Annotated in this window: 15 protein-coding genes; 3 read left to right on the top strand and 12 right to left on the bottom strand. The window is 68.2% G+C overall.

What is annotated here, in order from left to right; translation table 11 throughout:
• Complete coding sequence (locus AB0C34_RS04190) at window positions 1–558, top strand: hypothetical protein (protein ID WP_357067254.1); 558 nt, start codon at window positions 1–3, stop codon at window positions 556–558.
• A gap of 61 nt (window positions 559–619) precedes the next feature.
• Here the strand turns inward: AB0C34_RS04190 and AB0C34_RS04185 are convergent, their stop codons facing one another.
• Both AB0C34_RS04185 and dapA read right to left on the bottom strand, forming a co-directional pair.
• A complete protein-coding gene (locus AB0C34_RS04185) occupies window positions 620–2623 on the bottom strand; it encodes a ribonuclease J (RefSeq protein ID WP_357067252.1) in 2004 nt (667 codons plus the stop codon).
• Window positions 2620–3528: a 4-hydroxy-tetrahydrodipicolinate synthase gene (dapA, locus tag AB0C34_RS04180; protein ID WP_357067250.1), complete on the bottom strand. Its 909-nt coding sequence runs from the start codon at window positions 3526–3528 to the stop codon at window positions 2620–2622. The genes AB0C34_RS04185 and dapA overlap by 4 nt, the downstream gene beginning before the upstream one ends.
• 147 nt (window positions 3529–3675) lie before the next feature.
• On the opposite strand from dapA, the gene AB0C34_RS04175 reads away from it, so the two are divergent.
• A complete protein-coding gene (locus AB0C34_RS04175; RefSeq protein WP_357067248.1) occupies window positions 3676–4119 on the top strand; it encodes a hypothetical protein in 444 nt (147 codons plus the stop codon).
• 59 nt (window positions 4120–4178) lie between these two features.
• On the opposite strand, the gene AB0C34_RS04170 is transcribed toward AB0C34_RS04175, so the two are convergent.
• From AB0C34_RS04170 to AB0C34_RS04125, 10 genes are all read right to left on the bottom strand, one after another.
• On the bottom strand, window positions 4179–5378 hold the full coding sequence (locus AB0C34_RS04170; protein WP_357067247.1) for a crosslink repair DNA glycosylase YcaQ family protein: 1200 nt from the start codon (window positions 5376–5378) through the stop codon (window positions 4179–4181).
• A 146-nt stretch (window positions 5379–5524) separates the two neighbouring features.
• Window positions 5525–6544 carry a hypothetical protein gene (locus AB0C34_RS04165; RefSeq protein ID WP_357067246.1) on the bottom strand — a complete coding sequence of 340 codons (1020 nt, stop codon included), beginning with the start codon at window positions 6542–6544 and terminating at the stop codon, window positions 5525–5527.
• Window positions 6537–7859, bottom strand: a complete 1323-nt coding sequence (locus AB0C34_RS04160) for an ATP-binding protein (protein ID WP_357067245.1) — start codon at window positions 7857–7859, stop codon at window positions 6537–6539. Before AB0C34_RS04160 ends, AB0C34_RS04165 begins: the two co-directional genes overlap by 8 nt.
• On the bottom strand, window positions 7823–8509 hold the full coding sequence (locus tag AB0C34_RS04155) for a response regulator transcription factor (protein ID WP_357067243.1): 687 nt from the start codon (window positions 8507–8509) through the stop codon (window positions 7823–7825). The genes AB0C34_RS04160 and AB0C34_RS04155 overlap by 37 nt, the downstream gene beginning before the upstream one ends.
• A 371-nt stretch (window positions 8510–8880) precedes the next feature.
• Window positions 8881–9006, bottom strand: a complete 126-nt coding sequence (locus AB0C34_RS04150; RefSeq protein ID WP_357067242.1) for a hypothetical protein — start codon at window positions 9004–9006, stop codon at window positions 8881–8883.
• A 272-nt stretch (window positions 9007–9278) separates the two neighbouring features.
• Window positions 9279–9734, bottom strand: coding sequence for a flavodoxin family protein (locus tag AB0C34_RS04145; protein ID WP_357067240.1), 456 nt, complete (start codon window positions 9732–9734; stop codon window positions 9279–9281).
• A gap of 124 nt (window positions 9735–9858) precedes the next feature.
• Window positions 9859–10359 carry a hypothetical protein gene (locus AB0C34_RS04140; RefSeq protein WP_357067238.1) on the bottom strand — a complete coding sequence of 167 codons (501 nt, stop codon included), beginning with the start codon at window positions 10357–10359 and terminating at the stop codon, window positions 9859–9861.
• Entirely contained in the window at window positions 10356–11102 is a 747-nt protein-coding gene (gene dapB, locus AB0C34_RS04135; protein WP_357067236.1) for a 4-hydroxy-tetrahydrodipicolinate reductase, read from the bottom strand. Before dapB ends, AB0C34_RS04140 begins: the two co-directional genes overlap by 4 nt.
• Window positions 11103–11212: 110 nt before the next feature.
• Window positions 11213–11482, bottom strand: coding sequence for a hypothetical protein (locus tag AB0C34_RS04130; protein ID WP_357067234.1), 270 nt, complete (start codon window positions 11480–11482; stop codon window positions 11213–11215).
• The gene (locus AB0C34_RS04125) at window positions 11479–12591 is read right to left on the bottom strand and encodes an alcohol dehydrogenase catalytic domain-containing protein (protein ID WP_357067232.1); all 1113 of its coding nucleotides are present in this window, start codon (window positions 12589–12591) and stop codon (window positions 11479–11481) included. Before AB0C34_RS04125 ends, AB0C34_RS04130 begins: the two co-directional genes overlap by 4 nt.
• 270 nt (window positions 12592–12861) lie before the next feature.
• Between AB0C34_RS04125 and AB0C34_RS04120 the strand changes: the two genes are divergently transcribed.
• On the top strand, window positions 12862–13257 hold the full coding sequence (locus tag AB0C34_RS04120) for a VOC family protein (protein WP_357068470.1): 396 nt from the start codon (window positions 12862–12864) through the stop codon (window positions 13255–13257).
• Window positions 13258–13309: the final 52 nt, after the last annotated feature.

Raw genomic sequence — 13309 nt, 5'->3', positions numbered from 1 at the left:
GTGAAACACCATACTTTCCGGACCGCCGTGGCCGTCGTTCTCACCGCTGCGGCCTGCTCGCTGACGGCCTGCGCCGCCGACGAGGAGACGTCGCGACCGAGCACGGGCGCGAACGCGAGCAACGCACCAGGCGAGCTACAGGGCGGCTCGGACAACGGCGACAAGGAGGCCGGCTCCGCGCCGACCACCCCGTCCTCGCCCGCATTGGCGAAACCCTCGGTACAGCAGCTGAACGAGCGGTTGCAGAAGGCATTCGATCCAAACGTCCCGAACAAGGAGAAGATCAGCTGGATCCAGGCCGCCGAGCAGGATCCCTACCTGGTCGCCAACCTGGTCGAAGCGGCGAAGAAGCAGAACGTCAAGGTCGAGGTCATCAGTGTGGGTGACCCGAAGGAAGGCAGGTTGAAGGCCGACGCCAAGGTCACCATCGACGGCACCCCGGTCGACAGCGCGTTCATCCAATTCGTCTCCGAGGGCGGCGAATGGAAGGTCGACCACACCTTCGCCTGCAACATCGTCAAGAGCGCGAACATCGAGTCCGCCGCCTGCCAGGAGTGACCGCACCGGACCGACAAGCGCCGGACGGCCATGCCGTCCGGCGCTTTCGCCGGTTCAGGACTCAGACGCCGATCACGGTCGGCACGATCATCGGGCGGCGGCGATAGGTCTCGGCCACCCAACGACCGACCACCCGGCGCACACCCTGCGCGATCCGATGAGTGTCGGTGATGCCCTCACCCGCCAGCCGCAACAGTTCGAGTTCCACGATCTCGGCGACCTCGGTGAGCGCGGTGGGATCGTCGGAGAAGCCGCGCCCGCTGATCTCCGGGGTACTGACCGCTTTACCCGTGGTCTCGTCGATCGCGACGGTGATCGCGATGAAACCGCCCTCGCCGAGCACGAGCCGGTCCGACAGCGTCGATTCGCCGACGTCGCCCACGGACAGCCCATCGACGTAAACGTGCCCGACCGGCACCCGGCCGACGATCGAGGCGATGCCGTCGACCAGGTCGACCACCACCCCGTCCTCGGCCAACATCACCCGATCCTCGGGGACGCCCGTGGCCACCGCCAGCGCCGCGTTCGCGCGCAGATGCCGCCATTCACCGTGCACCGGCATCGCATTGGTCGGTCGAACCGCGTTGTACAGGTACAGCAATTCGCCCGCAGACGCGTGCCCGGAGACATGCACCTTGGCGTTCTGCTGGGTGACCACCGTGGCTCCCAACCTGGCCAGGCCGTTGACCACCGCGAAGACCGAATTCTCGTTACCGGGGATGAGCGAGGAGGCCAGCACCACCAGATCGTCGGCGCGGATGTTGATCTGGCGATGGTCACCGCGCGCCATCCGCGACAGCGCCGACAGCGGCTCACCCTGCGAGCCGGTCGAGATCAGCACCAGCCGGTCGCCGGGGAGGGTCGCGGCGACATCGAGATCGACCACTACGCCGTCCGGCACGGTCAGATACCCCAGCTCCTGCGCGATCAGCATGTTGCGGACCATCGAACGGCCGACGAAACACACCCGCCGCCCGTGTTTCTGGGCCACGTCGACCACCTGCTGAATGCGGTGCACATGGCTGGCGAACGATGCGACGATCACCCGGTGCGGCGCCTTGCCGATGACCGTATCGAGCACACCGCCGATCTCACGTTCCGGCGTGACGAAGCCGGGCACCTCCGCATTGGTGGAGTCCACCAGGAACAGGTCGACGCCCTCGTCGCCGATTCGGGAGAATCCAGCCAGGTCGGTGAGACGTCCGTCCAGCGGAAGCTGATCCAGCTTGATGTCGCCGGTATGCAGGACGACACCGGCGGGTGTCCGGATGGCGACGGCGAGCGCATCGGGAATCGAGTGGTTGACCGCGAAGTACTCGCAGCCGAACGGGCCGTTCGTCGTGTGCTGCCCCTCCGTCACCTCGACCAGCTTCGGCTGCAGGCGGTGCTCCCGGCATTTCGCGGCGACCAGCGCCAGGGTGAACTTCGAACCGATCACCGGGATGTCGGGGCGCAGCCGCAGCAGGAACGGCACCGCGCCGATGTGGTCCTCGTGGCCATGGGTGAGCACGACGGCGACCACGTCGTCCATCCGGTCCTCGATCGGCCGGAAGTCGGGCAGGATAAGGTCGACGCCAGGCTGTTGGTCTTCCGGGAACAGCACACCACAGTCGACGATGAGCAGCTTGCCGCCGTACTCGAAAACGGTCATGTTGCGGCCGATTTCACCGATGCCGCCGAGCGCGAACACGCGCAGTCCGTTCCTGGCCAACGCGGGCGGCGCGCCCAGGCGGTCGTGTGCGGGGAGCGACGGCGGCGCAAGCGCTTCGGCCCGGCCCCGCCCGGATTGCGGACGCCCACGGGCCGGTCGCCGAGACTGACCGCTCTGCGGCGCGGACTCCTGCGATGCCGACCGCTTCGACTGCGTGGCTTTCTTCGACTTCTTCTCCGAAGTTCGCTTCTCCGGGGATGGGACGGAGGCTTCGGTGGGTACCTCGAGTTCGGCTTGCTCGAGGGCCTGGGACGGCTCGGCGCGCTGCGGCGAGCCGGCTGGAGCGGTCGGTGCGGGCGCCCCCGCTGCTCGGGTAGCGCTACGGCGGGGACGGCGGACTACTGGATCACTCACGAGAGCACCCCGATGGCGCGCAGCTCGGTACCCAGTACTGCCAATTGCTCGCCGTTGGGCATCAGTTGCGGCAGTCGCGGTTCCCCGACTTCGACGCCGAGCAGCCGCAGTCCTCCCTTGCTCAGCGCGACACCGCCCAGCCGAGCCATCGCGGCGTGCAACGGCAGCAGCGAGGTGTTGATCTCCCGGGCGCGCACCACCTCACCGGCGGTGTATGCCTTCAGCAGCGCACGCAGTCGCTCGGGCACGAGATGACCGATCACGCTGATGAACCCGACGGCGCCCACCGACAGCCAGGGCAAGTTGAGGGGGTCGTCACCGGAATAGAAGGACAGGCCGGTGCTCGCGATGAGTTCGGCGCCCATGTTCAGATCGCCCTTGGCGTCCTTCACCGCGACGATGCGGGGGTGCTCGGCGAGGGTACGGATGGTGTCACTGGCGATCGGGACCACCGAACGTCCCGGAATGTCATACAGCGTCACCGGCAGGTCGGTGGCGTCGGCGACGGCGGTGAAGTGCGCGATCAAGCCTTCCTGGGTCGGCCGGGAGTAGTACGGCGTCACCACCAGCAAACCGTGTGCGCCCGCCCGCTGCGCGCTGCGCGCGAGTTCGATCGAGTGCGCGGTGTCGTAGGTACCCGCACCCGCGATCACGGTGGCGCGGTCACCCACCGCGTCGACGACGGCGCGCAGCAGGTCGGCCTTCTCGGACTCGGTGGTGGTCGGTGACTCGCCAGTGGTTCCGGAGATCGCGAGCAGATCTACCCCACGGTCGACCAGGCGGGCCGCGAGCGCCACCCCGGCATCGACGTCGAGCTTGCCATCGGCACTGAAGGGAGTCACCATCGCGACACCTACTGTGCCGGACGCACGCAGCTCCGTTGGCGTCGATTCACCGTTGTTCATGGTCAGAAAGGCTACCCGGTCTGGTACACGCCTTCGACACCCTCGTCGGCAATCGGGCTGCCCGATCGAGTGATCCGACACCACCTGACGCACCATGATGTCAGTCGATTCCTTGCATGACATTTAATATGACGTCAAACTGATGTCATGGATTTGAACAAATACACCGCTCAACTGCGCGAGAACCTGATCGCGGCCGCGACCCTCGGGGATGAAAAGACCCAGGCCACGGCGGCAGCGCTGGCCGCGGCGACCGAAGCCTCGGCCCGACTGGTGCTGCTCGCAGCACTGTCCGACCTAGCCGCCGAGGTCAGCACCGCCCTCGGCGACCGCACCGTGCACGTATCGGTCGATAGCACCGACGCTTCGGTCGATGTGCGCAAAAGCACGGCCACTGACGAGCCGCCGACATTCGAGGAGATGACCGGCGACATCAGCCGAGTGACACTGCGACTGGTCGAGCAGATGAAGGCGCGCGCGGAAGAGGCCGCCGCCCAAAGCGGCCAGTCGCTGAACTCGTGGCTGTCGAGCGCCGTGCACGGCGCACTGCGCGACCAGATGCGCGGGTACGGGCCGAAGCGCGACGCCTGAGACCGGCTACCCGCGCTCGGACTCGATCCGATATCCGAGAGTCCGAGAAGAGCACGACACTACAGCAGCGGCGCGAGGTTGCCCCGCGCACCGATCACCACGTCGTCGAGCGCGAGCCAGTCGGCCATCTCGCGCAGTGCACGTGCGAGCGCGTCCGCCGTGGCCGCCGTGTCGTATCCGGGCTCGGCAAAGGCGGCGGGCACCGAGAGCCGACCGGTCGCGCGGTCCGCGCGCAGGTCGACGCGGCCGACGAGTTCGCCGTCGAGCAGGAACGCAAAGACGTAGTAACCGTGCACTCGTTTGTGCTGCGGGGTATAGATCTCGAGGCGGTAATGGAAGTCGAAGATCCGTTCGGTGCGGGCACGGAAGAAGATCAGCGGGTCGAACGGGCACAGCAGAGTGGCGCCCTCGACGCGACGCGGTGCGGGCGCGCCCGCCCGCAGATAGGCGGGTCTGTCCCAGCCTTCGACCGCCACTGGGATCAGTTCGCCCGCGTCCACCAAGTCGGCGATGGCCGGCTCGGTCTGGCTCCGGTGCAGGCGGTAATAATCGCGCAGGTCGGCCTCGGTGCCGATACCGTGTGCGGCGGCCGCGCGGCGTACCAACTCGCGGACCGCGTCCTGCTCGGACACCGTGCGCGCCAGCACATCGGGCGGGATCACCCGCTCCGCGAGATCGTAGTGCCTGGTGAACCCGACGCGGGTGGCCACCGACAGCGCGCCGGCGGCGAACAGCTGCTCGCAGATCATCTTGGTGTCGCTGAGATTCCACCAGGACCCCTTGGGGCGCGGCTTGTCCAGTTCGAGGTGCCGCTCGACCTCACCGGCGGTGGCTGCCCCGACCTCGGTGATCACCTCGAGAATGTCCTTTCCCAGCGTGGGATTGCGCTCCACCACTGTCCGCATCCCGGACCAGCGCCCGTGCTCGTACCGCGCCATCCGCCAGCGCATCAGCGGCCAGTCCTCGACCGGGATGAGCGCGGCCTCATGCGCCCAGTACTCGACAAGCGCGCGCGGTCGCCGCACGCCGTTGCTCCACGCGGCCTGGTCGAGCATGGCTCGGTCGTAGGCCCCGATCCGGCTGAACACCGGCGCGTAATGTGCACGCACCACCGCCGACACCGAATCCAGTTGCAGCAGTTGGGTTCTGTTCAGCACGCCGAGCACCGATCGACGCGTAATCCGCGTAGGTTTGGGTGCGCCGAAACCCTGTGCCGCCAACGCCGTTCGTCGCGCCACCGCCGCACTCATCTTCCGCATGGCAGGAACACTGCCATGCGGGGCCGACAGGTTTCCCCCGATGGCGAGCGCATCGCGCACTGTCTGCCGGACCGCGTACCCGGCTCGCCGCGATGCGTCTCGCGCACGCTCGCCGAGGCCGGTCGGCATACCCGGGTAGCGAGTAACTAGTCGGAGACGGTCACCGCGCCCGTCACGTCGATCTCGGTGCGGCGGTCCTGATCCGATCCCGTCGCCAACACCGTGGCAAGAATGCGCCGCCCGGCCGGAAGGACGCGGACCGTGACCGATCCCTCGTTCGCGGCGTCCAATTCGCGGGTGGCCGCTTCGATCACCTGCTGACGCACCCCGTCCGGGACACCCGCGAATCCACCGTCGTCGAGCAGGACCACCTCCACGCCGCGGGCCCGTGCCCCGCGGGCCGCGCTGTTGAGCTGATCGGTGACCAGCTGCGGCGCCCGGAGTCCGTCGCGCAACTCGGCTTCCAGCAGTCTGCACTGCTCGCGATCGGCAGCAGTGAGCTCGTCGCCGTCGGCGATACGCTCGAGGATCGGACGTGCCACCGCGTCCAGCCGGCCCAGTTGCCGGTTGCGCTCCGCGTTCTCCGCCGCGATACCGGCCTCCGCGGCAGCGCGCATCGACGCCTCCTCGCGCAGCAGGCGCAGCGAGCGTTGCGTCGGGCGCATGACCGCCGCGAACAGCGACACCCCCGCGACCGTCGCGACCGGAACGATCGAGCCGACCACCACACCGAACCGCAACCCCGCCACCGCTTCGACTACCGCGATGACCACCCCGATGCCGGCGACGCCAAGCCAAGCCGCACCCAACCGTCCGCGCAGTACGAGCACGGCGAGCACATACGACGAGGCAAACGCCGTCCACACCTGCTTCGACCAGCCATGTTCCACGTCGAAGGAGGTCAAGATCGTCGCCAGCGGTCCGGCGGCGGCCACGAATAGGGTCGCGGTCCCCGGCAGCGGATCCCCCGGCGCCACCAGCACGACGACCCCGGCCACCGCGACCAGCGCCAGCGCGGCGATGGCCGCGACCAGCGGCGACTCCGGGAAGTTCCGGACCATGTACAACACGATGGTCACCTCGAGGATGACGAGGAAAAGCCACGCCGCCCGGTTTCGCAGACCGAGTAGATCGCGCAGTCCGAATTCGCCGGCCTGGTCAGCCATTGCCGCCCCACACCAGCGTCACGATCGTGCCCTCGTCCGGCTCTGATTCGACGAACCCGGCGCCGCCCGCGAGCCGGCGCATCCGTCCGAGAATGCTCACCGAGATGCCGAGCCGATCGGCGGGTACTTCGCTCAGGTCGAAACCCGCACCATCATCACGGAACACGATGCGAATGCCACCCGCGCTTATCGTCACGGTGACGGTACGCCGCACCTCCCTATCCGCGACCGTAGCGTGACGCAGGCTGTTGCGCGCGGCTTCGGCCAGGGCCGCAGCGATGGTGCTCGCCGCGTCCACCGGCAAGTGCAGATCATCGAATCCGGCCCAACGGCGCGCGGTGAATCGGATGCCGATATTCACCTCGTGCACGGCCGAGCGCAGGAACCCGATCGCGGACTGCGCGTCCAACCAATCGGGCTCGACCTCCCCGCCCCGGCATTCGTCGAGTTGTTCCACCGTCCGCTCGGCCTGTCTGCGCAGTACCGGCGATGCGGTCCCGGCGCGCGAGGCGTCCAGCAGGGTCGACAGCACCGCGTCGTGAATCAGCGCCGCGAAGCGCGCGCGTTCCCGATCCCTGGCCGCCGCACCGGCGACCGCCGCGGCCCTGCTGCTCTCGATCGCCGACTCCCGGTCGACTCGGTCGGCCGCCGCCCTGGCATAGACGACGCACCACAGGAACAGCGCGCAAAGGCCCGCCGCCCTGGCGAAGTCGCCGAGCAGCGACAGCACGGTGGTCTCCCGCACTACGACCAGGTTCGCGAACGCACCGAGCGCGGCGCCGACCACCAGGTAGGTAACCGCCACCGGCGGGCGCCAGGCGAGAACGGCCGCGAGAACACCCAGCGCCAGCACTCGGTACAGCCACACCGAGGCCCCCTCGGCGTCCGGATCCGGATACACGAATGGGACCACCGCCATCGCCGCAACGAAACTCACGGCGGCCGCGCCAGCGACGGACTGGATCGCGCGGCGGCTCGTCACCACCGAAACGACCGCGAGCACCGGGAACAACCCGAAGGCCAGCACGACCTCGAGCACCGTCCATCCCAGCGGCACGAAGCGGCTCTGGGCAGCGATCTCGGGCAGTTCGACGATGGCAGCGATCACCCCCGCGATCCCGATGGCCAAGCCGAGCCTGCGCAGAATACGGTCGGCGGCTCCCTCGGACGCCTTTTCGGCGGACAGCGCGACAACCCGCCGGCGCCACCGTCGTAACCGGGATCGGTCGAGTGAAAGAAAGCGGGCGGGCGGCGCGGAGTCCAGCATGCTGGACACGATCATCCGGGTCGATGCCGCTCGGGAACCGGAAGCCATCCGTCTTCCACAGCCCGCTTGTACAAGTCGGTCTTGGTCGGCGCCGGACGTCCGGCGTCGGCGTACTTCTGCCGGATCCGGCCGAGATAATCGTTGACCGTCTGCTCGGACAGACCCGTCAACCGTGCGACCCTGGAGGCCTTCTCACCAGACGCGTACAGCGTGAGCACCTCTTCCTGGCGTGGGCTCAGTCCCACGTCACGCAACTGCGGGTCGCCGTCGATGGCGGCGGCCCAGTCGGTGGTGACCACTTGTTCACCAGAGGCCGCGCGGCGTACCGCGCCGACCACGGTAGGCACATCCTCGGACTTGCGCACCACGCCGAGCACACCGGCTCGCGCCGCGGAACGCACCAGAAACGCGTTGTCCGCCCCGGTGAAGACCAGCACCTCGATACCGCGGTCGCGGAGGGCGCGCACGTTGTCCTCGGGGGTCGACCCGTCGGCCAACCGTAGATCGAGCACGACCAGATCCAGCTTCGTCGCACCATCGACGGCGGCCAGCAATTCCGCAACGGTGCCCGCGGCCAGCACCAGATCGAGATCTGCTTCCGGCGCTAGCATCGCGGCCAGACCGATCGCGACGGATTCGTGGTCTTCGACCAATCCGACCCGGCGCGGTGCGGTCTGGCCTCCTTCGGCCCACGTCACCTGAGTCTCCAATCCCGAGCATCTCGTCCTCATCCCGACCGGAACGACGGCCATGCCAGTATGCCGGGCCACCACTCGGAATAGTCAGACACCAGAAATCGGGGGTGCCTGAATCGCTCATTTATCGGAGCCTGGAAAATCTGGGGTCGGCCGTCGCCTTCCGGTCACGGCCAACGCTGTGACCGGCTGAAAAGTCCCGGACAATGGCCGCCCCGATCACCACGACCCACCCGGCCACGGTCACCGTCGTGCCCCGACAATGCGCCACCGGGCGAAGGACAACCGGGGTAGAACCATGTCCACGTCGGTCACCTCCACGACCCGGTCACAGTGACAGCGCACCGTGACCGCCGGGCCCGCGCCGACCGCGGCTAGCGTGGATGCACGGCGTAGGTCAGGTGCGTCACCCGCGGCGACGGCTCCGAACGGACCGGCTCCAGCGCGACCCTGGACGCGTCCACGCCGTCGAACAGGCGGGTGCCGGCGCCGAACAGCACGGGGTGAGAGCGCGATCGAGAACTCGTCCACCAGGCCGGCGTTGAGGTACTCCAGGATCGTCTCGCTACCACCCGCGATGCGTGTCCTGCACGGTCCACCACACCACCTGTAGCCGGCCGCGACTTCCTCCACGCCGCGGCCCGAGTCCAGCACCGCGTCGGCCAAAATGTTCCCGCAGCCGGGTCCCGCCCAGCCGGGGTGCGGGCGGGTTCCGTGACTCCCTCCGCGGTGGTCTCCCGCAGGAGTCGACTTCGCCCTGCTACCTCTCGGCTCACCCCGCCATCAACTGCGCGGCGACTGTCGCGCCCAGTTCCCAGCACGCCTCCAGGTCGCCCTTGGTCGGCTTGGCCGACACCACCACGTACTCAGCGGCCTTCACCCACCCCAGCCCGGTCGTGATGGAACTGACGCCCTTCTCCGCGCCTTCGGTGCCTTCGTTGCCATGGACGTAGAGACCGAACGGCCGCCCGCGCGTCGAATCGAGGCAGGGGTAGTAAATGACATCGAATGCATGCTTGAGGCCACCACTCATGTACCCGAGGTTGGCCGGGGTGCCGAGGAGGTACCCGTCGGCCTCCAGCACGTCCGTCGGCGACACAGCCAGCGCAGCCCGGCGCACGACCTCCACGCCCTCGATTTCGGGGTCGGTCGCCCCAGACACCACGGCCTCGAACATCGCCTGCAGGAACGGCGACGGCGTGTGATGGATGATCAGCAGGCGTGGCACGCGGCAGACCTCCCAGTCGAAACGACGGTTTCGAACATCGCGTGCGTGTACGAGAACGGTGTGTGATGAACAATCAGCAGCCGGGCCACCGTGCGATGGTATCGGCGGACCGACCGTTCAGCGGTCAGGTGACGTCGCGCTCGTTCCGTTCCAACGCGACCGCGCGGCGCATGGTCTCGCGGGCCCTGGTGCGGTCGCCCGCGTAGTCGTAGGCGCGCGCGAGCCGGTAGGAAACCCGCCAGTTGTCCGGGTCGGCTTCCCACTCGGCCTTGATCGTCGCGAACAGCGTGTCGGCGGCCTCGCGTTCGATTCGGCCGGATGGCTTGCGGGGCAGCTCCGAGGTGTCCAGCTCGAGGCCCTCCTCGTGGATGCGCCGGGCCAGATGCTGATGCGCGAGGGCCGCGCGCACGGTCGCCGCGACGATCCAGACACCGAGCAGCGGCAGGATCAGCACACCGACGCCGATGATGATCGCCGCCACGCCACCGGAACCGATCAGACTGAACGCGATGCGGCCGAGCAGCAGGAAATAGAAACCGAGCACCAGCACCAGGGCCGCGATGAGCGCGACGACTTTGACGATGTCCTTGCTCTGTCCGCTCGGGACCGATTCCGGACTGTTCACAGATCGAGAAACGGGTCGAGTCCGACGGTGAGTCCCGGACGGTTCGCGATCTCGCGCACGCCGAGCAACACACCGGGAGCGAACGACGAACGGTCGATCGAGTCGTGCCGGATGGTGAGAGTTTCCCCCTGCGTGCCGAACAGCACCTCTTGGTGCGCGACCAGACCGGCCAGGCGCACCGAATGCACCCGGACCCCGTCCACGTCGGCGCCGCGGGCACCGTCCAGTTCGGTCGTCGTCGCGTCCGGGCTGCGGCCAACACCCGCCTCGGCGCGGGCGGCGGCGATCAGGCCCGCAGTGCGGTAGGCGGTGCCGGACGGCGCATCCGCCTTGTTCGGGTGGTGCAACTCGATGACCTCGACGGAGTCGAAGAACCGAGCGGCCTGCTCCGCGAATCGCATGGACAGCACGGCGCCGATGGCGAAGTTCGGTGCGATCAGCACGCCGGTCTCCGGGTGGCCGGCCAGCCAGCCGCGCACCTGCGCCAGCCGGGCCGCGTCGAACCCGGTGGTGCCGACCACCGCGTGAATACCGTTGTCCACCAAAAACTTCAGATTTCCCATCACCACATCGGGGTGAGTGAAGTCGACGACCACCTGGGCGTTCGCCTCGGTGAACAGGGTGAGTGGATCATCCTTGTCGACGGCGGCAACCAGCGCCAGATCGGCAGCGGCGTCCACCGCCGCGCAGATCGCCTGTCCGACTTTGCCACGTGCTCCGAGCACTCCGACCTGAATGGCCACCGCACCTCCTCGTTCCACTTCGACCGGTGTCAGCCTATCGAGCGCGCCGCGTCGGCGGTCGGCTGACCTGCGCAGTGGGACGTATCCCCGACAATTCGTGTCCCGTGCCCTCAACTCGACGAGCGATGCCAACTGCTCGGCGGGCCTGCCATGTTCGCCGCCATCCACCGCAGCACACGCGTGGCGTCGGCGCACTGCTCGGCGGTAATCCACTCGACCATCCGTTGCCGCCGCCGCTCGATCCGGACGAAGCCGGGTCGTGTGCCATGTCCTGGCGCGGGCAGCAACAGCATGCCCGCGTGATCGGCCACCAATCCGCGATGCAACCATCTGGTCAGTTCGACGCCCCAATTCGACACGACGTGGCGCGCGGCGTTCACTCGAAGACGATCACCTGTCGCAGGGCGTGGCCCGCGGCGAGTTCGTCCATGGCGCGGTTGACCTCGTCGAGGCCGATGTGGGCCGAAACGAGCCGCTCGACCGGAAGGCGGCCCGCGCGCCACATTCGGACGTATTCGGGGATGTCGCGGGCGGGGACGGCGGAGCCGAGGTAGCTGCCGACGATCGACCGCCCCTGGGCGACCAAGGCCAGCGGAGAAATGCTCGCGCGGGCGTCCGGCGCCGGGAGGCCCACAGTGACCGTGATGCCGCCGGGCGCGGTCGCCGCCACCGCGGTGTCGAAGGCGCGGATGTTTCCCGCCGCCTCCACCACCACGTCCGCCTGGACACCGAGCTCGGCGACCTCAGCCGGCGTGTATGCCGCATGTGCGCCCAGATCTGTTGCGATACTTAGCTTTTCGGGCACTGTGTCGACCGCGATGACCTCGTGACCTTCGGCCGCGAACGACACCGCGACCAGAACGGCCGCCATGCCGACGCCACCCAGGCCCACGACCATGATCCGATCCCCCCGCCTCGGCTTCGCCGAATTCAGCAGGGCGCCACCACCGGTCAGGACGGCACAGCCGAGCACGGCCGCGACCTCCGGCGGCACGTCGTCATCGACCGGAACCACCGATCTGCGATCGACGACGGCGTGCGTCGCGAATGCGGAGACGCCCAGGTGGTGGTGCACCTCGGTGCCGTCGCGGACCAGCCGCCGCCCGCCCCCGAGCAGTTCGCCCGCGTTGTTGGCGACGCTGCCAGGGACGCAGGGCGTGCGTCCGTCGGTCGCACATCCCGCGCATTCCCCACAGCGCGGCAGGAAGGTCATCACGACGCGCTGCCCGATCGCGAGATCGCTCTGGCCGGGTCCGATCGCCTCGATCCGTCCGGCGGCCTCGTGCCCGAGCAGCATCGGCACCGGTCGCACCCGGTTGCCGTCCACCACGGACAGATCCGAGTGGCACAACCCCGCCGCTTCGATCCGAACCAGCAACTCCCCCGGTCCCGGGTCACCCAGTTCCAACTCGGACACCTTGATCGGCGCCGACTCCGCGTACGGTATCGGCGCCGCGATCTGCTCCAGGACCGCCCCACGGATCTTCATTCCGCCGACGCTACCGTTCGCACTGTCCCAGGCACAGGCCCGGCGGACGGCCGCTCGGCGGAAACGTCCGGAAGACACGCCGCATCGATCACGCGGAGCCGGCGCGGCAATTAGCGGACTGCCCCGAATCGGGCGCGTATCGGGACGCGTGTCACAAACGCTCGCGGACTCCGCAGCCGAATGCTAACTTCTTCGACCGTGACGGGGCTCCCGTTGGCCGCCTCGTACCGAGCCCGGGACAGGGTCGGCACGACCAGAGGAGAAATTGCACTGTCTATACAGTTCAATCACACCATTGTCGGTTGCCGCGACAACCGGGAGTCCGCCGAATTCTGGGCGGACATCCTGGGAGTGACAATCGGACCACCGTGGGGGCCGTTCATTCCGGTAGCCGCGGATAACGGCGTCACCTTCGACTTCGCGACCGTGCCGGCCAACAGCACCGAGATCCCGCCGCAGCATTACGCCTTCCTCGTCTCCGAGGCAGAGTTCGACGAGGCCTACACCAAGATCCAGCGCTACGGGCTGGAGCATTGGGCCGACCCGCGCCAGCAAGGTGTCGGCCGGATCAATCACAATGACGGCGGTCGTGGCGTCTACTTCCTGGACCCGAGTGGCCATTTCCTGGAGTTGATCACCGTTCCGTACGGCGGTTGGCCGACGTAACGACTACGGGCCGTACCCCGTTCGGTCACTGGACCGAAGGGGAGAGCCGATC

This window comes from Nocardia sp. NPDC049220, from assembly GCF_040647855.1.
Classification (GTDB): domain Bacteria; phylum Actinomycetota; class Actinomycetes; order Mycobacteriales; family Mycobacteriaceae; genus Nocardia.
The sequence above is the reverse complement of the archived record's forward strand: the minus strand, read 5'-3'. Positions and strand labels throughout refer to the sequence as shown.

What these genes read in the sequence shown, in the direction of transcription:
- AB0C34_RS04160 (WP_357067245.1), bottom strand. Translation starts at nt 7,859, where the DNA reads ATGGCTTCCGGTTCCCGAGCGGCATCGACCCGGATGATCGTGTCCAGC.
- AB0C34_RS04165 (WP_357067246.1), bottom strand. Translation starts at nt 6,544, where the DNA reads ATGGCTGACCAGGCCGGCGAATTCGGACTGCGCGATCTACTCGGTCTG.
- AB0C34_RS04125 (WP_357067232.1), bottom strand. Translation starts at nt 12,591, where the DNA reads ATGAAGATCCGTGGGGCGGTCCTGGAGCAGATCGCGGCGCCGATACCG.
- dapA (WP_357067250.1), bottom strand. Translation starts at nt 3,528, where the DNA reads ATGAACAACGGTGAATCGACGCCAACGGAGCTGCGTGCGTCCGGCACA.
- AB0C34_RS04175 (WP_357067248.1), top strand. Translation starts at nt 3,676, where the DNA reads ATGGATTTGAACAAATACACCGCTCAACTGCGCGAGAACCTGATCGCG.
- AB0C34_RS04170 (WP_357067247.1), bottom strand. Translation starts at nt 5,378, where the DNA reads ATGCGGAAGATGAGTGCGGCGGTGGCGCGACGAACGGCGTTGGCGGCA.